Origin of the sequence: Pseudomonas sp. B28(2017) (assembly GCF_002113025.1) — a bacterium.
Classification (GTDB): domain Bacteria; phylum Pseudomonadota; class Gammaproteobacteria; order Pseudomonadales; family Pseudomonadaceae; genus Aquipseudomonas.
Window position 1 is genome coordinate 601,933 of record NZ_NEJH01000001.1, and the last position, 19,981, is coordinate 621,913.

General features: G+C 61.4%; 16 protein-coding genes. 6 read left to right on the forward strand and 10 right to left on the reverse strand.

Features of this window, described 5'->3' with window-relative positions; genetic code table 11:
• Positions 1–3: 3 nt before the first annotated feature.
• From CAF65_RS02825 to CAF65_RS02865, 10 genes are all read right to left on the reverse strand, one after another.
• Complete coding sequence (locus CAF65_RS02825; protein WP_085714917.1) at positions 4–1,032, reverse strand: HAD family phosphatase; 1,029 nt, start codon at positions 1,030–1,032, stop codon at positions 4–6.
• Positions 1,029–2,375 carry a BatD family protein gene (locus tag CAF65_RS02830; RefSeq protein WP_085714918.1) on the reverse strand — a complete coding sequence of 449 codons (1,347 nt, stop codon included), beginning with the start codon at positions 2,373–2,375 and terminating at the stop codon, positions 1,029–1,031. The genes CAF65_RS02825 and CAF65_RS02830 overlap by 4 nt, the downstream gene beginning before the upstream one ends.
• Positions 2,372–3,952: a VWA domain-containing protein gene (locus tag CAF65_RS02835; RefSeq protein ID WP_085714919.1), complete on the reverse strand. Its 1,581-nt coding sequence runs from the start codon at positions 3,950–3,952 to the stop codon at positions 2,372–2,374. The genes CAF65_RS02830 and CAF65_RS02835 overlap by 4 nt, the downstream gene beginning before the upstream one ends.
• A gap of 1 nt (position 3,953) precedes the next feature.
• The gene (locus CAF65_RS02840) at positions 3,954–4,946 is read right to left on the reverse strand and encodes a VWA domain-containing protein (protein WP_085714920.1); all 993 of its coding nucleotides are present in this window, start codon (positions 4,944–4,946) and stop codon (positions 3,954–3,956) included.
• The gene (locus CAF65_RS02845; RefSeq protein WP_085714921.1) at positions 4,933–5,427 is read right to left on the reverse strand and encodes a DUF4381 domain-containing protein; all 495 of its coding nucleotides are present in this window, start codon (positions 5,425–5,427) and stop codon (positions 4,933–4,935) included. The genes CAF65_RS02840 and CAF65_RS02845 overlap by 14 nt, the downstream gene beginning before the upstream one ends.
• Entirely contained in the window at positions 5,424–6,359 is a 936-nt protein-coding gene (locus CAF65_RS02850; protein ID WP_085714922.1) for a DUF58 domain-containing protein, read from the reverse strand. Before CAF65_RS02850 ends, CAF65_RS02845 begins: the two co-directional genes overlap by 4 nt.
• Positions 6,356–7,336: a MoxR family ATPase gene (locus tag CAF65_RS02855; RefSeq protein ID WP_085714923.1), complete on the reverse strand. Its 981-nt coding sequence runs from the start codon at positions 7,334–7,336 to the stop codon at positions 6,356–6,358. Before CAF65_RS02855 ends, CAF65_RS02850 begins: the two co-directional genes overlap by 4 nt.
• 93 nt (positions 7,337–7,429) lie before the next feature.
• On the reverse strand, positions 7,430–8,377 hold the full coding sequence (locus tag CAF65_RS02860; RefSeq protein ID WP_085714924.1) for a transporter: 948 nt from the start codon (positions 8,375–8,377) through the stop codon (positions 7,430–7,432).
• A 12-nt stretch (positions 8,378–8,389) separates the two neighbouring features.
• On the reverse strand, positions 8,390–8,674 hold the full coding sequence (locus CAF65_RS27720; protein ID WP_143492063.1) for a hypothetical protein: 285 nt from the start codon (positions 8,672–8,674) through the stop codon (positions 8,390–8,392).
• A 253-nt stretch (positions 8,675–8,927) separates the two neighbouring features.
• A complete protein-coding gene (locus CAF65_RS02865; RefSeq protein WP_085714925.1) occupies positions 8,928–9,353 on the reverse strand; it encodes a YciI family protein in 426 nt (141 codons plus the stop codon).
• Positions 9,354–9,525: 172 nt separating this feature from the next.
• On the opposite strand from CAF65_RS02865, the gene CAF65_RS02870 reads away from it, so the two are divergent.
• From CAF65_RS02870 to CAF65_RS02895, 6 genes are all read left to right on the forward strand, one after another.
• Complete coding sequence (locus CAF65_RS02870) at positions 9,526–9,969, forward strand: polyketide cyclase (protein WP_085714926.1); 444 nt, start codon at positions 9,526–9,528, stop codon at positions 9,967–9,969.
• A 156-nt stretch (positions 9,970–10,125) separates the two neighbouring features.
• On the forward strand, positions 10,126–10,626 hold the full coding sequence (tpx, locus tag CAF65_RS02875) for a thiol peroxidase (protein WP_085714927.1): 501 nt from the start codon (positions 10,126–10,128) through the stop codon (positions 10,624–10,626).
• Between the two features lie 333 nt (positions 10,627–10,959).
• Positions 10,960–12,276 (forward strand): MdtA/MuxA family multidrug efflux RND transporter periplasmic adaptor subunit, encoded by a 1,317-nt coding sequence (locus tag CAF65_RS02880; RefSeq protein WP_085714928.1) that lies wholly within the window; start codon positions 10,960–10,962, stop codon positions 12,274–12,276.
• Positions 12,273–15,377 (forward strand): MdtB/MuxB family multidrug efflux RND transporter permease subunit, encoded by a 3,105-nt coding sequence (locus tag CAF65_RS02885; protein ID WP_085714929.1) that lies wholly within the window; start codon positions 12,273–12,275, stop codon positions 15,375–15,377. Before CAF65_RS02880 ends, CAF65_RS02885 begins: the two co-directional genes overlap by 4 nt.
• Entirely contained in the window at positions 15,374–18,481 is a 3,108-nt protein-coding gene (locus CAF65_RS02890; RefSeq protein WP_085714930.1) for an efflux RND transporter permease subunit, read from the forward strand. The genes CAF65_RS02885 and CAF65_RS02890 overlap by 4 nt, the downstream gene beginning before the upstream one ends.
• Positions 18,478–19,959 (forward strand): efflux transporter outer membrane subunit, encoded by a 1,482-nt coding sequence (locus CAF65_RS02895; protein ID WP_085714931.1) that lies wholly within the window; start codon positions 18,478–18,480, stop codon positions 19,957–19,959. Before CAF65_RS02890 ends, CAF65_RS02895 begins: the two co-directional genes overlap by 4 nt.
• The last annotated feature ends 22 nt before the right edge of the window (positions 19,960–19,981 follow it).

Below are 19,981 nucleotides of genomic sequence, written 5' to 3' on the forward strand. Positions count from 1 at the left end.
TCTCTATTGCACTTGCTCGGTGGTGGTGGCATCGAAGGGATAGATCCGGCGCCATTCGGCAGCCATGTCCACGACGGTCCAGCCATGTTTGTCTGCTTCATCCAGGGCCTTGTCCAGGCGGCCGATCTGCGACTGCCGGTCATAGGCCCATTCGCGTTTGGTATCGGTGTGATGCACCAGCCCCATGAATCGCTTACCCGACCCTGCGGCCGTCCACTGCAGCATCTGCAGGTCGCCGTCAGAGTTGCCAAAGGCCAGAATCGGCCGACGCCCGATCACGGTTTCAATGCTAACCGGCTTGCCCGGCCCGTCATCGTTGTGCGCCAGTTTTGGCGTGCGGACGATCGTCGCCTTGCGATCCTTGTACTCAAACGCGGTGACGAACGTGGTGCCGATCACTTGCTCGGGCGGGACGCCGTAGACCTTTTCAGCGAACGCCCGCATGAACCCGGTTTCACCGCCGGAAACGATGTAGGTCTTGAAGTCCTGGCTGCGCAGGTAATCGAGCATTTCCAGCATCGGCTGGTAGATCATTTCGGTGTATGGCTTACCGGTTTTCGGATGGCGGGCCTGGGCCAGCCAGGTCCTGGCGTAGTCGTCGAAAGCTTCGGTGGTCATGCCGGTATGGGTGGCGGCAAAAATCTTCATGATGCCGTCCATGCCGGCGGCGGCCAGTGCCTTGTGATCGTTTTCCAGCACCGCCTGGAACGGTTGCGTGGTTTTCCATTCCGGGTGCTGCGCCTGGTTACGCTTGACCTCATCGAGGGAGAACAGCAGTTCGAAGTACATCGGCTGCTCGCTCCACAGGGTGCCGTCGTTATCGAATACGGCGATGCGTTCCTCGGGTTTGACGAAGTCCTTGCTACCTTGATCGGTCACGGCCTGGACGAATTCAATGATGCTCTTTTTCGACGGGCCCTCGTTCCACGATGGCAGTGGTGAGGCGGCCTGGACCAACAGCGGCAGGCTCAGGACCAGTGTCAGCAAAAGCTTCAACCCCGCGTGCTGGCGAATGGGAATTGGGCTCGTCATGGGAAATCCTTCTCGTGAGCGGGGTTCAAAGGTCGCAGTGCGGGAGCGACTGATTCTCTGTTGTGTTCGGTTTGACTATGCAGCGTAGTCAAGGATTGCCTGAGTTGTAGCAATGCCTGATCTTTGCTTGGCTCACGGCCGTAACACGCGCGTAACAGGGCTTGCAGACGCGGGCCGAGGCCGGTCAGTTTCAGGCCTTTGCGATTGCGCCGGGTCCACAGGTACAGGGCGCTCAACTGCGGTGGGTTGCCGTCGAGCTGTGGCGGGATCTGCCGCCAGGCATAGTCGGCCGATTGCAGCCAGGCGGCCTGACGGGCACGGCGCCGGGCCTGCCAGCCGAGGCCGGCGCGATGGACGAACGGGCGGGCAAACCACACCAGCAGCGCCGCGCCCAGCAACAGGGCTACCAGGCCGATCCCGTACCGCGACAGATGCAGGCGGCTTTGCTGGCCGAGTTTTTTCAGATCTTCGCTGATGGAAAACACCGGGTGATAAGCGCTGTTGGCCGCGGCGTCGAAATCCACGGCGGGCACTTGAGCGGTACGCGCCTGCTGGCTGCCGGCGTCCCACCATTTCAGCTCGATAGCCGGCAAGGTGTGATGGCCCTGTGCGTCGATGCGGTAGGTGACCGTGTCGATGCGCTGGCCGCCGATGAAGTGGCCGCGACCATCGTCAAGCGTACTGACCTGGGGGTTTTTCAGGTAACGGCTCAGGCCGTTGACCTCGCCCAGCGCTGGCGTTGGCAATGACATGGCCAGGGCGCCGTCGGCCTGCAGGGTCAATTGGCGGGTGAGGCTGTCGCCGACTTTCAGCGGCGTGTCCGGTTTTACGATGTTCTGAGTGAAACTCAGTCCCTGCGCGACGAGTACCGGTTCACCGGGTTGGAACCCCGGCGGTTGCGTCGCGACAAAATGCAGCGGCAGGCTTTGCGCGCTGAGCTCGGTGCTGGCTTGGCCGGGCGTGACGCGAACGGTCAGGGGCGGGATGTCGAAACTCTGCGCTGCATTCGGGGTGATCAGGTAGCTGTAGCGTATGCCGCTGTAGGATTTGCCGTCGCGGGTCTGGTTCAGGTGTTCGGCATGGCCGTCCGACGGCATTACCAGAGCGCCCGACAGTTTGAGGTCGGGCAGGGTGGGAGCGCTGGTGAACCAGGTGTCGGTGAGGACATCGAGTTGCAGCTCGACAAGGCTGCCGACCATGACCGGACCGGCCGGTTGCAGTGTGGTCTGGACTCGCAGCTCGGGTTCGGCGGCGAGGGTGCAGGTGGAGATTAAAATAAGGAGCAGAGTGCCGGGCTTTGTGGTGATTGATCTGACGTCTTCGCGGTCTACCGGGCTGATCATGGTTGACCTCCCGCCTGATCCTGCAAGCTGAATTTCCGTTTGAGGAATTTCGCCGGCGATGTGCTCAGGTTCTGCAACCACTGTTCATCCGACGCTGCCTGTTCGGTCTGCAACGCTTTGCTCTGGCCCTTGCCCGGTGCCTTGTCCATTTTGATTTCGTCGGGTTTGGTTTCGGGGGCGTTCTGTTCGGCGCTTTCGGTGTCTTTCTGCAAGGCGACGGCCAGGGCCAGGTTGGCTGTGGCCTCAGGGAACTGCGGCTTTAACTTCAGCGCCTGGGTGTAGGCTGCTATGGCTTGGTCGAACTTGAAGCGGCGCACGTAAATGTTGCCCAGATAGAAATACGCCTCTGGTGTTTGCAGCCTCGCGAAGCTGGCCAGCGCCAGGTCGAAATCGGCGGCGTTGTAGGCGGCGATGCCTTTCCAGTAAGGGTCGACGAAATGCGCAGCGGCCTGGGGGAAATGCTCATGCTCAAAGGCCCAGCGACCTTGCTGGTCCGGGGTGAAGAAGGCATCGGTCAGCGCATTGGCACGAGCCGGTGCCGGTTGCAATCCAAGGCCGGCGGCAAGCAGCAAACCGCCCATCCAGTTCAGGCTCCAACCCTTGCGCACGCTGAAGAACGCGAGCAACAACAGCGGCCAGCACAGCCAGTAGCCGGCGTCCTTCCAGTGCAATTCGCGCTGTTCGTCACTGGCCGTCTGGAAATGCTGTTGAGCGTGCAGTTCGACCCAGTCGAGGTCGTCGTCATTGAGCGTCAGGCTGCCCAGAGGCGCATCCACCGCCGAGGCCAATTGTTTGAGCGCGGCCTGATCAAAACTGCCCAATGCCGGACGGCCGTTGCTGTCGGTGCGCGGCTGGCCGCTGGCATCGCGGATGATGCCGCCGTCCTCGCTGCCGACCGCCAGGATCAGCACTTGCAGGTTGCTGTCGGCCAGTCGCTGGTCCAGGCTGGCGAGTGTCGAGGTATCGGCGCCGTCAGTGATCAGCAAGAGGCTGCCGGGGGACTTTTCAGCGGCGAGCATGCGTTTGGCCTGATCGATGACCGCCCCGACAGCTTTCCCCGGTTTGTCGATCAAGTCGGTGCCCAGGGCCTGGATGAACGTGTCGAGCAACCCCGGGTCGTCGGTTGGCGGCAACACCAGATGGGCGCTGCCGGCGTAGGCAATCAGCCCATTGCGCGCACCGCTGCGCCGCTGGATCAGGTCGTGCAGTTTGAGTTTGGCTGCTTCCAGGCGACTGGGTTGGACATCGGTGGCGTCCATGGACGGCGATAAATCAATGGCAATGATCATCGGTGCGCGGTTTTCCAGAAAGTCCGGTCGCTCCTGTTCCCAGGTCGGACCGGCGGCGGCCAGTGCGCCAAGCAGCAACAACGCACAGACCAGATGCACCGGGCGCAGCCAATGCGGGTCTTGCGGGGTGACCAGCAGATGCGGCAACAAGTGCCCGGCGATATTGCTGCGCAACCGCCGTTGCAGGTCGCGGCTGCGGCGCCAGGTCAGTGGGAGCAGGGCGGCGAAGGGCAGCAGCAACAGCCAGAGCGGACGCAGGAAATGGAAGTCGCTGAGGTTGATCTCCATCTCAAACTTCCTGACGCTGACGTGCGAGAGACAGGCGTGGGCGCAGCAGGGCGCACAGGTGGTAGAGCGCAAGTACGGCTATCGCCGTGCCCAGCGGCCACCAGAACAGGTCCCGTTCGGGCTGATGGCTGAGGGTGTTCACTTGATGTGGGGTGAGCTTGTCGAGGGTGCTGTAGACCTGATCCAGTGCGTTGCGGTCTTCTGCGCGGAAGAATTTGCCACCGGTGACGTCGGCTATCTGTTGCAAGCTGTGCAGATTGACCCTGGCTTCGCCGGAGGCATCCGGGTCGCCGATGCCGATGGTGTGAATCACCACACCTTTGGCCGCCGCCATGGCTGCCGCGTGATCCGGTGTGATAGCGCTGCTGGTGTCGTTGCCGTCGGTGAGCAGGATCACCACTTTCTCTTGTTCGTGGGCCTGGTCGAGCAGCTTCAGGCTCAAGCCGATGGCATCGCCAATCGCCGTGTTGGGCCCGGCCATGCCGATGCCGGTGTCGTCCAGCAACAGCGACAGACTGGCATGATCGAGGGTCAACGGCGCCTGCGGGTACGCACCGCTGCCGAACACGATCAGCCCCAGGCGATCCTCTTTGCGCTTGTCGATAAAGCCGTGTACCACGTCCTTGACGGCCGCCAGACGATTGATCTTCTGGCCACCGGCGTCGGTGAAATCAGTGGTTTCCATGGACTGGGACAGGTCAATGGCCAGCAGCAGGTCACGCACCGGTTGCTGGTGTTCAATGGGTTTTTCCACGTACACCGGTCGCGCAGCCGCCACCAGCAACAGCGCCCAAACCAACAGGTTCAACAACAATTGCCAATGGTTGCTGCCGGCGCCGGCCCGGCTCGGTGCCTGACCGACTGCCCGGCTCATGGCCCCGAAAAACGGCACGCGCACCGCGCTGCGGGCCTCACGATAGCCAGGCAGGTAGCGATAACCGAGCCATGGCAACGGCAGCAGCAGTAACAGCCAGGGGTAATCAAGCTGCCACATGGTGATGCTTCACCCAGTGTCTGCAGGTCTCGAACAGGTGTTGGCGGTGTTCGTGGGGCAGAGCGCGCAACGTTGCATCCGGCGCATACGCCAACAGTGCCAGTTGTGCGCTGAAGTTGGAGGGCAGGGGATGCGTACTGTGCCGCTGCAAAAAGGCCTGCCAATCAGCTTTACCTAACGCAGCGGGACCCTGTGGGGAGGTGGCTGGCATGGAGAGGGCGACTCGCTTCAGGATCTCCGGCAGTTCGCGCAGCGCATTCAGGTCATCGCTGCGCTGCTGCAACTGAGCCATCCTTGCCAGCGCTTCGCGTCGATAGCGATCACGCCGCCACTGCCAATAGCGTCGGGCGGCAATGATCAACGACGTCATCACCAGCAATCCGAGCAACAGCCACCAGCCCCAGGTCTGCGGTGCGTAACTGACGGGCACCGGTAGCGCCAGCTCCTTGAGTTGTTCGATGCTCGGGACGTTCGGGTTCATCGCTGCGCACCCGCCCGCTTGCCCAATTCGATCCGCAGTTGTTCATGGGCTTGCGTGGCGGTGCTGAACATCATCAACGGCACCTGACTGCGTCTGAGTAACGTGGCAACGTCCTTGAGCCGACCGCTGAGAAAATCGCCCAATGGCTGGTGTACGTGACGACGCTCCACCGCCAGCTCCACCTGCAACTGGCCCTCGGTGACCAATAGCCGACCATTTTTCGGCAGGTGCAGCGCCAAGGGGTCGTAGACCTGCATGGCAATCACGTCGTTGTGTGCCGCCAACTGTCGCATCAACTGCAAGGTGCGTTCTCCGGCACCGGCGAAGTCGCTGACGATGCAGATCAAGTGATCATGCCCCGCCAGCGCCAGGCATCGCTGCAAGACGTTGTCGAGCTGGTGTTCGCCTTCGGCGTCCGGGTTGGCCGCGTTCAGTTCCCGGTTCTGCTGGACGATGCGACTGCACAGCGCCTCGATCCGTTTGCGGCTGCGCAACGGGGCAATGCTGTCGATACGCTGGTCGTTGAACACCAGCCCGCCCACCCGGTCACCGGCGTTGAACACCATCCACGCCGCGAGCGCCCCGAGTTCGGCGGCGACCGCTGATTTGAAGCTGCGTTGCGAGCCGAAGAACATCGCCATGCGCTGGTCCACGAGAATCAGCGCCGGGCGGTCGCGCTCTTCGGTGAAGGTGCGCACGACCGGTTTGCCGGTGCGCAGCGAGGCGCGCCAATCGAGGTGGCGCAAATCGTCCCCTGGCTGGTAGCGCCGCAGTTCGTCGAAGTTCAAGCCACGACCGCGCAGGCGCGATGCATGGTTGCCGGCGAGGATGCTGCCCTGGGGCTGACGCGCGAGAAAGCTCAGGTCGCGGGCCTTGAACTCCAGGGCCATCAACTGCGCCAGGGAGACGTAGACCAGACCCTCCGCGTTCATGCCGGTATAGCCACTTTGTCGAGCAGGCGATCGAGCACCTGATCGGCTGTCACGCCGTCGGCCACCGCGTCATAGCTCAATTGCAGGCGATGGCGCAGCACTGGATGGACAACGGCGCGCACGTTGTCTGGCGACACGAAATCCTGGCCCTGCAACCAGGCATCGGCCCGGGCACACCTGTCCAGGCCGATGCCACCCCGTGGGCTGGCACCCAGGGCGATCCAGCGACCGAGATCGGCGTCATAGTCGGCCGGATGGCGCGTGGCGTTGATCAGGTCGATCAGGTAGCGGTCGATGGCCGCAGAGACATGCACGGCACTGACTTCACGGCGGGCGGCGAAGATCACGTCCTGGGCCAGCGCAAAGCCTTGAACATTAGCGGTGTTGGCACCGAGCGCCTGCTCCTCTTCGCGCAACAGGCGCAGCACCTGGCTTTCGTTATCTGCGCTTGGGTAGTCCAGCAGTACCTTCATCAGGAAACGGTCCATCTGCGCTTCCGGCAGCGGGTAAGTACCTTCCTGCTCGATAGGGTTCTGGGTCGCGACCACGATAAACAGCTGCGGCAGCGCGTGGCTGTTGCCGGCCACGGTGATCTGCCGTTCCTCCATGGCTTCGAGCAGCGCAGCCTGGACCTTGGCCGGGGCGCGGTTGATTTCGTCGGCCAGAATCAGGTTGCCGAACAGCGGCCCTGGCTGGAAGCGGATTTCATTTTTACCCTCGACCTGGTGCAGCACCTCGGCCCCCGTAATGTCCGACGGCAGGAGGTCGGGGGTGAACTGGATACGGCTCATTTTCGCGTCCAGATGCCTGGACAGCGCTTTGACCGTACGGGTCTTGGCCAGCCCCGGCAGGCTCTCCAGCAGCAGGTGCCCGTTGGCCAGCAGGCCGAGGAGAATCTGCCGGATCACCTGGTCCTGGCCAAGCACCGCTTCGGCGATGCTGGCTTGCAGGGCATTGAGGTCACTGAGTGCGGTCATGAGATACCCCTCGCTCAAAACATGGAGGTCGCAATGACCGGATTGAATGACAAACGGAAATCGGCAGGGACAATCGCCATCCGTGGCTACCTCTCAGAAAAACGCTAATGTCAGATTGACGCTGAAACCGTTGCCTTCTGGGCGGTTCTTGGTGTCGAACTCCGGTATCCAGCGGGCGCTCAGGTTGGCCTGGGCGTCGGCAAACTTGCCGCTCCAGCCCACCGCCGGACCGGCACCGACGGAGCGTCCGCGAAAGCCGCTGTTGGCGCCACTTCCCGAATCATCGGTGACCTGCTGGATGTAACCGGCTGCCATGCCGGCGCTCCAGCCGTTGCCGAAACCGTGGGTCCAGAGCGCGTCGAGGGTGAAAATGTTGCCGTTGCGATAATCCGTTTCGTCGTTCTCGGTATAGAACTCCAGGCTGCTCATCAGCGTGAACTCGCCACCTTCGCCGTCGAGATGGGTAAACGCCACGGTGGGCATGAAGGTGTAGTTGTTCTGCCCGGGGTTGGCCAGGCGATCGACGTTATAGGCACCGGTCGGCACGTAGATCGGCAGTGAAAACGAGATGTGATTGACCTCGTCGAAGTGATAACCGACGGCAATCGGCGTCACCAACATGTCGGCGAATTGGGTGCCGCTGTCTTCGGTGCCCAGCGTCCTGCCACGGGAACCGGTGATGCTCGCGGTCACGTCGGTGTACTGCACCGGCACTCCGATGGCTGACGCGTAGTTCCAGGCACCCGGGCCTGTATCCCAGACATGTGTGAAGTTGGCGATGGTGTAGGAAACCTTCATGTCCACGCCTGTGCTCAAGGCGCCCGCGATCGGTACCTGTACGTTGCCCTTGAGGTCGCCGTCGTACCAGAAGCTGGTCAATGACATGACCCAGCCGGGCGCCGGCGGCACCACCCCGGCATTGGAGAACACCTGCAGACCGGTAATCGGCCGGCCGACGCCACCTTCGGCGGCCAGTGCGAAGGGTGTGGCACCGGCCATGCACAGCGCCAACAAGGGGCGCACTACATAAGGCCTGATCATGACGGGCTCCGTTTATTGTCTTGAAGCAACAGGCGTCGACGGCGGCATGTTCCATTGGCCGTTGGTGACTTGCAGTTCTGGTTCGATGGATTTGAAATGGGCGCCGTTGCCATCGGTAACGGCGCGCAGATTGCCAAGCGTTGTCACCACCCGATCCGAACGGGATGTCTTTGCGATGGCTTTTCGCAATGGCTGGAGGGTGACGGGAGTCGAACGAGTTATTACCTGTACCGGCCGAAACATCAGGCGCAACCGAAGTCGCCCGAAAATAGGTGTGCATCCTGTTCTGTTCAACATGATTCCCCCGGTTCCCTGGTGGCTCATTCTGGACGACTCGGCACTTGGCGACCGTTGCGGCGTAATCTCTTTCTTATCAAGCCTGTAGGGCATGTCTGATGACGCTAGCAGCTAACCAGCGTTTAGCCAGTCGAAGGGGGCATTCCCTTCAAAAGTCGGGAGGGGATTGCTGCTGTAATGAAGAAACCCGCCATCTGCGCAAGCATGAACGGCGGGTTTTGCAGGGTTCAGATATTCGGCGTGGAATCGCTGATCAGCATTTCTTCCCCAGGCCGAACGCACGCTCTTCCTGTTCACGTAGTTCCGGGGTGAGCTCGGCGCCAAAATCGTCCATTTCAAATACCTGGCGAATCTCGATCTCGGCTTCGGTACCCGGCATCGGGTTGGGGCAACGCTTGACCCATTCGATGGCTTCTTCCCTGGACTTCACCTGCCAGAGCCAGTAACCGGCGATCAGTTCCTTGGTTTCCGCGAAGGGGCCGTCGATGACAGTGCGTTTGTCGCCGCTGAAGCGCACACGGGCACCTTTGCTGCTGGGGTGAAGGCCTTCGCCGGCGAGGAGAACGCCGGCCTTGGCCAGTTCCTCGTTGTAGTTGCCCATGGCGGTCAGCAGTTCCTGGCTGGGCATTACGCCGGCTTCGGAGTCCTGGCTGGCTTTGATGATGATCATGAATCGCATGGCTTTTCTCCATTGGGGGTAAGTGAGTTACTTGGTAGTCGAATGAACAGTGTCTGAATCGACAACCCTCTAACAAAAAACCGCAATAAATTTTGGATACCCCAAGGGGATGCATGGGGCTTTGGTGTGATGGTAGCCTGCGGGGCCCTCGGTCAATGGATTGCCACTGCTCATGCCTGTCCTGGAACTCACGACTCTCATCCCCAACCGCTCACCAGGGCAAGTCCTCGATTTCTGCCTCGAAGGCGCGAATTTCCCGAAAATCTTCCCCGAACGCATCACACCGCTGGGCGATGTCGACCTGAATAACCTGCACATAGAAGCTGGTCGACAGTTTCGTTTCAGGCACTGGATGTTCAATGTCGTTCCGTCGAACTGGACGGTGGTGATCCGTGAGGTCGGTGAGTGGCATTTCATCGACGAAATGCTCAACGGGCCGATGCGCGCCTTTCGTCATGAACATAGGGTCGCGGCGGGAGAGGGCGGTACGCTATACACCGACCGGGTGACATATTCGGCGATTGGTGGCGCGCCAATGGAGTGGTTGCTGGTCAATGGCTACATGCGACGGATTTTCGAGGCGCGCCATCGCAATATGTTGCGGTTGCTCAAATAACACCGCTGTCCCTGTGATGTATGGGAGGGCACGTGTATCCAATTTTGTGTGCCGATACATGACAATTTATGTTTGACCATAGGTCGTCGGACAATTTCGTGGTTAACTTCGGCCTCGTCAAAACTCTCTACAACAACGTTCAGAAGGACTCCGTTCATGGCTCAAGTCACTCTCAAAGGCAATCCGGTTCAAGTCAACGGCCAACTGCCACAAGCCGGTTCCAAGGCGCCAGCCTTTTCCCTGGTTGCCGGCAATCTGTCCGACGTCACCCTGAAGGACTTTGCCGGCAAACGCAAAGTGCTGAACATCTTCCCAAGCATCGACACCCCGACCTGCGCCACCTCCGTGCGCCAGTTCAACGCCAAGGCCGGCAGCGTCGCCAACACTGTGGTGTTGTGCATCTCCGCTGACCTGCCGTTCGCCCAGGCGCGTTTCTGCGGCGCCGAAGGCCTGGAAAACGTACAGAACCTGTCGACCCTGCGCGGTGCCGAGTTCATCCAGAACTACGGCGTGGCCATCGCTGACGGTCCTCTCAAAGGCCTGACCGCCCGTGCTGTGGTGGTGCTGGACGAAAACGACAACGTGCTGCACAGCGAACTGGTTGGCGAAATCGCTGACGAGCCGAACTATGAAGCGGCACTTGCCGTTCTGAAGTAAGCAAGCACCTTTACAATTGTTAACACCCCCGCTGTTAAAAATGCTGTTCAGTTAAAGACTTGTAGGAGCGAGCTTGCTCGCGATGGATTGAAGAGCGCCGCGTGTAGTCAGTAAACACGCGGCATCGTTAACGACCATCGTCGGAACGCCGCCCGGAGCAAGCTCGCTCCTACAGCAGCATTGCCCTCTGTCCAGGCCGTTTTCATTTGTGATTCAGTGTCTTGGATAAAACACCTGTTACGTAAGCCAAAGGTAAATTGCCGGTAAAGGCGCTTTGCTTAAAACCCGCCAGTGCTTATCGTTCAGTCTCATGTAAAAAAGCCCACGCGCCCAATGGTTGGTCACTCAATGCAATCCTCCGCTTCCCGTAGTCCCCGTCGCTGGCTGTTCGGCCTGCTTGTCCTGTTGGTCATCGCCGCATTGTGCTGGAAGTTCTGGCCCGGCAGCGCTGCACCCAAGGAGGCAGCGGGGCAGAAAGCCGTCGCCGGGCATACGGGCCGATCGGGGGGGATGCGTCCGGGTTTCGGCGGGGCGTCAGGGCCGGTCCCGGTGCGAGTGGCTCCGGCAGTCACCGGTGACTTCCCGCTGTATTTCAAGGCGCTGGGCACGGTTACGGCGCTCAACACCATCAATGTCCGCAGCCGCGTCGGCGGTGAGCTGGTCAAGATCTATTTCGAAGAAGGGCAGATGGTCAAGACGGGCGACCTGCTGGCCGAAATCGACCCGCGCCCTTACCAGAACGCCTTGCTTCAGGCTGAAGGCACCTTGCTGCAGAATCAGGCGCAGCTGAAAAACGCCCAGGTCGACGTCGAGCGCTATCGCGGCCTGTACCGTGAAGACAGCATCGCCAAACAGACCCTGGATACCGCCGAAGCGCTGGTCGGTCAGTTCCAGGGTACGGTCAAGACCAATCAGGCCGCGGTCAACGATGCCAGGCTCAACCTCGAATTCACCAAAATCCGCGCACCGATCACCGGTCGCGTCGGCCTGCGTCAACTGGACGTCGGCAACCTGGTCGCCGCCAACGACACCACGGCATTGGCGATCATCACCCAAACCCAGCCGATCAGCGTGGCTTTCACCCTCCCGGAAAACAGCCTCGATACCGTGCTCGCCCGTTATCGCAGCGGGGCCAGATTGCCGGCTGAAGCATGGGATCGCGGTGATACCAAATTGCAGGCCACTGGCGTGTTGCAGAGCCTGGACAACCAGATCGACGTCACCACTGGCACCCTGAAATTCAAGGCCCGCTACGAGAACCGCGATCAGTCGCTGTTCCCCAACCAGTTCGTCAATGTGCGCCTGTTGGCCGACACCCTCAAAGGCGTAGTGCTCGCGCCTTCCGCCGCGATCCAGTTCGGCACCAACGGCACGTTCGTCTATGCCCTGGACGGTGACAAGAAGGTCAAGATCCGTCAGTTGAAAGTCGGAGCCAGCGATGGCCTGAACACCGTGGTCACCGAAGGCCTGTCGGCGGGTGACCGGGTTGTTCTGGAAGGTACCGACCGACTGAAGGACGGCAGTGACGTGGAGGTGGTCAACGACAGCCAGGATGTGCCGGCCACGCCAACCCAACACCTGCAAGGCAAGTCGGCAGCCGACGCGGCAAAGCCGGCGACCACTGACAAGGCGAAAAAGGGCGGCGCATGAATCTCTCGCGGCTGTTCATCCTTCGCCCGGTAGCCACCACGCTGAGCATGCTGGCCATTATTCTGGCCGGTGTCATCGCTTATCGGTTGCTGCCGGTTTCGGCGCTGCCTCAGGTAGATTACCCGACCATTCGCGTCATGACCCTGTATCCCGGCGCCAGTCCAGATGTCATGACCAGCGCGGTAACCGCACCACTTGAACGGCAGTTCGGGCAGATGCCCGGGCTGACGCAAATGGCCTCGACCAGTTCGGGCGGTGCCTCGGTGCTGACCCTGCGTTTCAGCCTCGACATCAACATGGACGTCGCCGAGCAACAGGTGCAGGCCGCGATCAACGCTGCGACCAACCTGTTGCCCAAGGACTTGCCGGCACCGCCTGTGTACAACAAGGTCAACCCGGCAGATACACCGGTGCTGACGCTGGCCATCACCTCCAAAACCATGTTGCTGCCCAAACTCAACGATCTGGTCGATACGCGCATGGCGCAGAAAATCGCCCAGATCAGCGGTGTCGGCATGGTCAGCATTGCCGGCGGCCAGCGCCAGGCCGTGCGGATCAAGGTCAACCCCGAGGCCCTGGCGGCCAACGGCTTGAACCTGTCGGATGTGCGCACGCTGATCGGCGCTTCCAACGTCAACCAGCCCAAGGGTAACTTCGACGGCCCGACCCGGGTCTCGATGCTCGATGCCAACGATCAACTGACGTCGCCCAAGGACTACGCCAACCTGATTCTGGCCTACGCCAACGGCGCGCCTTTGCGGCTCAAGGACGTGGCGGAAATCGTCGACGGCGCCGAGAACGAGCGACTCGCTGCGTGGGCCAACGAGAACCAGGCGGTACTGCTGAACATCCAGCGCCAGCCCGGCGCCAACGTGATCGAGGTGGTGGACCGGATCAAGGCCCTGTTGCCGAGCATCACCGATAACCTGCCGGCCGGCCTCGACGTGGTGGTGCTGACCGACCGTACCCAGACGATCCGCGCCTCGGTCAAGGACGTACAGCACGAATTGCTGATCGCCATTGCCCTGGTGGTCATGGTCACCTTCCTGTTTCTGCGTCGCGCCAGCGCCACGATCATTCCGTCGGTGGCTGTGCCGTTGTCGCTGATCGGTACCTTCGGCGTGATGTACCTGGCAGGGTTCTCGGTCAATAACCTGACCCTGATGGCCCTGACCATCGCCACCGGTTTCGTGGTGGACGATGCGATCGTCATGCTGGAGAACATTGCGCGTTTTATCGAGGAGGGCGACAGCCCGCTGAACGCAGCGCTCAAAGGCGCCAAACAGATCGGGTTCACCCTGATCTCCCTGACGTTGTCGCTGATCGCCGTGCTGATCCCGCTGCTGTTCATGGCGGATGTGGTCGGGCGGTTGTTCCGCGAGTTCGCCATCACCCTGGCGGTGGCGATCCTGATTTCCCTGGTCGTTTCCCTGACCCTGACGCCGATGATGTGCGCACGGTTGCTCAAGCGTGAACCCAAGGAAGCCGAGCAGGGCCGTTTCTACCGCGCCAGCGGAGCGTTCATCGACTGGATGATCGCCGCCTACGGGCGCAAGTTGCAGTGGGTGCTCAAGCACCAGCCGTTGACCTTGATGGTGGCCGTTGGCACTTTGGCGCTGACGGTATTCCTGTACATGGTGGTGCCCAAGGGCTTCTTCCCGGTGCAGGACACCGGCGTTATCCAGGGCATTTCCGAGGCCCCGCAGTCGATTTCCTTCGCGGCCATGAGCGAGCGCCAGCAGGAACTGGCCAAGGTCATTCTGGCCGACCCGGCCGTCGAGAGCCTGTCCTCCTACATTGGCGTGGATGGTGACAACTCGACCCTCAACAGCGGTCGGTTGCTGATCAACCTCAAGTCGCACCACGACCGTGACCTGAGCGCAACGCAAGTGATTGCCCGCCTGCAACCGGAGCTGGACAAACTGGTGGGCATCCGCCTCTTCATGCAGCCGGTGCAGGACCTGACCATTGAAGACCGGGTCAGCCGCACGCAGTACCAGTTCAGCATGTCGTCGCCGGATTCGGAGTTGCTGAGCCTGTGGAGCGGGCGTCTGGTCGAAGCTTTGGCTGACCGCCCCGAACTGACCGACGTAGCCAGCGATTTGCAGGACAAGGGCTTGCAGGTCTATCTGGTGATCGACCGCGATGCGGCGTCGCGGGTCGGGGTGTCGGTGTCGAACATCACCGATGCGCTGTACGACGCCTTCGGCCAGCGGCAGATATCCACCATCTACACCCAGGCAAGCCAATATCGCGTGGTGCTGCAATCGCAGTCCGGCGAGAAGATCGGCCCGCAGGCGCTGGATCAGATTCACGTCAAGACCACCGATGGCGGCCAGGTGCGGTTGTCCAGCCTGGCGCATATCGAAGAGCGCCAGGCGCAACTGGCGATCACCCACATCGGCCAGTTCCCGGCGGTGATGATGTCGTTCAACCTGGCACCCGGCGTGGCGCTGGGGCATGCGGTGCAGATCATCGAGCAGGTGCAGAAGGAGATCGGCATGCCGATTGGCGTGCAGACCCAGTTTCAGGGCGCGGCGCAGGCGTTCCAGGCTTCGTTGTCGAGCACGCTGTTGCTGATTCTGGCGGCGGTGGTGACCATGTACATCGTGCTGGGGGTGCTCTACGAGAGCTACATCCACCCGATCACCATTCTTTCGACCTTGCCTTCGGCAGCGGTGGGCGCCTTGCTGGCGTTGATCCTGAGTGGCAATGACCTGGGGATGATCGCGATCATCGGCATCATTCTGCTGATCGGCATCGTGAAGAAGAACGCGATCATGATGATCGACTTCGCCCTTGACGCCGAGCGCAATCAGGGCATGGACCCGCAAACGGCGATCTATCAGGCGGCTTTGCTGCGTTTTCGGCCGATCCTGATGACCACCCTGGCGGCCTTGTTCGGTGCCGTGCCATTGATGCTGGCCACCGGATCCGGCGCGGAACTGCGCCAGCCGCTGGGTCTGGTGATGGTCGGCGGCCTGTTGCTGAGCCAGATTCTGACGCTGTTCACCACGCCTGTGATCTACCTGTATTTCGACCGTCTCGGTCGACGCTGGGGCCGCAAGCCTGAGTCCGTGGAAGCGGTAGAGCAGCCATGAACCTTTCGGGACCTTTCATTAAACGCCCGGTCGCGACCATGCTGCTGAGCCTGGCAATCATGTTGCTGGGCGGCGTGAGTTTCGGTTTGCTGCCCGTATCGCCGCTGCCGCAAATGGACTTTCCGGTGATCGTGGTCCAGGCCAGTCTGCCCGGGGCCAGCCCCGAGGTGATGGCGTCGACGGTGGCCACGCCGCTGGAACGCTCTTTCGGCGCCATTGCCGGGGTCAACACCATGAGCAGCCGGTCCAGCCAGGGATCGACCCGGGTGATCCTGCAATTCGACCTGGACCGTGACATCAACGGTGCGGCGCGGGAAGTGCAGGCGGCCATCAACGCTTCGCGCAACCTGCTGCCGAGCGGGATGCGCAGCATGCCGACCTACAAGAAGGTCAACCCGTCCCAGGCGCCAATCATGGTGCTGTCGCTGACGTCGGACGTGCTGGAAAAAGGCCAGCTCTATGACCTGGCCTCGACGATTCTGTCCCAGAGCCTGTCCCAGGTGCAGGGCGTCGGCGAGGTGCAGATCGGCGGCAGTTCTCTGCCGGCGGTACGTATCGAACTTGAACCTCAGTCGCTGAACCAGTACGGCGTGGCGCTGGACGATGTGCGCAACACCATCGCCAATGCCAACGTGCGCCGGCCCAAGGGCTCGGTGGAAGACGATCAACGGCTGTGGCAGGTCCAGGCCAACGACCAGTTGGAAAAAGCCAAGGACTATGAGTCGCTGATCATCCACTACAACGGCGGCGCGGCTCTGCGCCTGAAGGATGTGGCGAAGGTCAGCGATGGCGTCGAGGACCGCTACAACAGCGGTTTCTTCAACGACGACGCGGCGGTGCTGCTGGTGATCAACCGGCAGGCCGGCGCCAACATCATCGAGACGGTCAACGAGATAAAGGCGCAGCTGCCGGCGTTGCAGGCGGTGTTGCCGGCCAGCGTCAAGCTGAACCTGGCCATGGACCGCTCGCCCGTCATCAAGGCGACACTGCACGAGGCGGAAATGACCCTGCTGATCGCCGTGGCGCTGGTGATTCTGGTGGTGTTCCTGTTCCTCGGTAACTTCCGTGCCTCGTTGATCCCGACCCTGGCTGTGCCGGTGTCGCTGGTCGGCACCTTTGCCGTGATGTACCTCTACGGCTTTTCGTTGAACAACCTGTCGCTGATGGCGCTGATTCTGGCCACCGGGCTGGTGGTGGACGATGCCATCGTGGTGCTGGAGAACATCTCCCGGCATATCGACAAAGGCGTACGGCCGATGAGGGCCGCGTACCTCGGTGCCCAGGAAGTCGGTTTTACCTTGTTGTCGATGAACGTATCGCTGGTGGCGGTGTTCCTGTCGATCCTGTTCATGGGCGGGATCATTGAAAACCTGTTCCGTGAATTCTCCATCACCCTGGCGGCGGCCATCGTGGTCTCGCTGCTGGTCTCCCTGACCCTGACCCCGATGCTCTGCGCACGCTGGCTCAAGCCGCATACGCCCGGGCAGGAGAACCGCCTGCAACGCTGGAGCCAGCGGACCAACGACTGGATGGTCGGCAAATACGCCACCAGCCTCGACTGGGTGTTGCGCCACAAACGTCTGACCTTGCTCAGTCTTTTTGTGACAATCAGCGTTAATATTGCGCTGTATGTGATTGTTCCTAAAACGTTTTTACCGCAACAAGATACCGGCCAGTTGATCGGTTTCGTGCGCGGCGACGACGGCCTGTCGTTCAGTGTGATGCAGCCGAAGATGGAGATTTTCCGCCGGGCCGTGTTGAAGGATGAGGCGGTAGAAAGCGTCGCCGGGTTCATCGGCGGCACCAACGGCACCAACAACGCCTTCATGCTGGTGCGCCTGAAGCCGATCAAGGAACGCAACATTTCCGCGCAGAAAGTCATCGAGCGCCTGCGCAAGGAAATGCCCAAGGTGCCTGGCGCACAGCTGATGCTCATGGCGGACCAGGACCTGCAATTCGGTGGCGGCCGTGAGCAGACCACCTCGCAATACTCGTACATCCTGCAAAGCGGGGACCTCGGGGCGTTGCGCGAGTGGTATCCGAAAGTCGTCACCGCGCTCAGGGCCTTGCCGGAGCTGACGGCGATCGATGCACGGGAAGGCCGGGGCGCCCGGCAGGTGACCCTGATCGTCGACCGTGATCAGGCCAAGCGCCTGGGTGTCGACATGGACATGGTCACGGCGGTGCTGAACAACGCCTACAGCCAGCGGCAGATTTCAACCATCTACGACAGCCTCAACCAGTATCAGGTGGTGATGGAGGTCAACCCGAAGTACGCCCAGGACCCGATCACCCTCAAGCAGGTCCAGGTGATCACCGCTGATGGCGCGCGGATCCCGCTGTCGACCATCGCGCATTACGAAAACAGCCTGGAAGACGACCGGGTCAGCCACGAAGGCCAGTTCGCGTCGGAAAGCATTGCCTTCGACATGGCCGAAGGCGTGACGGTGGAGCAGGGCACCGCCGCCATCGAGCGGGCGATTGCCAAGGTCGGCCTGCCGGAAGACGTGATCGTGAAAATGGCCGGCACCGCCGATGCCTTTGCCGCCACGCAGAAAAGCCAGCCGTTCATGATTCTCGGCGCGCTGGTGGCGGTGTATCTGGTGTTGGGGGTGCTGTACGAAAGCTACATTCATCCGCTGACCATCCTGTCCACCCTGCCGTCGGCCGGGGTCGGCGCGTTGCTGTCGATCTATGCGCTGGGCGGCGAGTTCAGCCTGATTTCCTTGCTGGGGCTGTTTCTGTTGATCGGCGTGGTGAAGAAAAACGCCATTCTGATGATCGACCTGGCGTTGCAACTGGAGCGTCAGCAGGGCATGGCACCGCTGGCGTCGATTCGCAACGCCTGTCTGCAACGTTTGCGACCTATCCTGATGACCACCCTGGCAGCGATCCTCGGTGCCTTGCCGTTGTTGCTGAGTCGCGCCGAAGGGGCAGAAATGCGCCAGCCGCTGGGCCTGACCATCATCGGCGGGCTGATCTTCAGCCAGGTGCTGACGCTTTACACCACCCCGGTGGTTTACCTCTACCTCGACAAACTGCGCCATCGCTTCAATAAATGGCGTGGGGTGCGTACCGATGCTGCTCTGGAAACTCCGCTATGACTGAACGTTCGCTTTTCAACCTGGCTGCACCGCTGATCATGGCTCGAGGCTCGCGTCTGTTGAGCCTGTCACTGTGCGTGGCGATGCTCAGTGCCTGCGCCGTCGGCCCGGATTACCAGCGCCCGCAAACCGCTGAGCCGGCGCAGTACAAGGCAGCAGAGGGCTGGCGTCAGGCCAACCCGAGCGATGCCCTGGCGCGTGGCGCGTGGTGGGAGTTGTATGGCGACAGGCAGCTCAACGGCCTGATCGAAAAACTCAACAGCTCCAACCAGACCGTCGCCCAGTCCGAAGCCCAGTATCGTCAGGCTCAGGCCTTGGTACGCAGTGCGCGCGGGACGTTTTTCCCGACGGTCGACCTGAACGTCAGCAAGAACCGTTCAAGCCAGGGCACCGGCAGCAGCAGCTCCAGCCTGAGCAGTTCGTCCAGCGGTATTCGCAACACTTACTCCGCCCAGGCGGGCGTCAGTTGGGAGGCCGATGTATGGGGCAAGCTGCGCCGCGGCCTCGAAGCCGATACCGCTAATGCTCAGGCCAGCTTTGCCGACTTGGCGGCGATGCGCCTGAGCCAGCAGTCGGAACTGGTGCAGAATTACCTGCAACTGCGCGTGATCGATGGTCAGAAGCGCTTGCTCCAGGACACGGTCGAGGCTTATCAGCGATCGCTGAAGATGACTGAGAACCAGTACCGCGCAGGCGTATCCGGCAAAGACGCCGTGGCCCAGGCCCAGACGCAGCTCAAAAGCACCGAAGCGGATATGGTCGACCTGATCTGGCAACGCGCCCAGTTCGAAAACGCCATCGCAGTGCTGATTGGCTTGCCGCCAGCAGAGTTCAGCCTGGCGGAAAGCCAGGACATTCCGCAGTTGCCGCAAGTACCGTCGGCGCTGCCTTCGCAGTTGCTGGAGCGTCGCCCGGACATCGCTTCCGCCGAGCGCTCGGTGATCGCCGCCAACGCCAATATCGGCGTGGCCAAGGCGGCCTACTATCCTGACCTGACATTGAACATGAACGGCGGATACAGCAGCAGCACCTATGCCAACTGGATCAGCCTGCCGAACCGCTTCTGGTCGGTCGGACCGCAATTGGCCATGACCTTGTTCGACGGCGGACAGCGCTCGGCAGAAGTCGACCGCAGTGAGGCGGCCTATGACGAAACAGTGGCCAAGTACCGCCAGACTGTGCTGGATGGATTCCGTGAAGTGGAAAACTTCATGGTGCAGCTCAAGGTGCTTCAAGACGAGGCCATCGTGCGCCAACAGGCACTGGACGCTGCCCGTGAATCGTTGCGCCTGACCCAGAACCAGTACAAGGCCGGTTTGATTGCGTACATCGATGTGGTGGTGACCCAGGCGGCGGCGCTGAGCAACGAGCGCAGTAACCTGGACCTGTTGCAAAGCCGCCTGATTGCCAGCGTGCAATTGATCGCCGCGTTGGGGGGTGGCTGGGATGGGCAACTTCAGGTGAGCGATAGCCAATAGCGCAATCCCTGTGGGAGCGAGC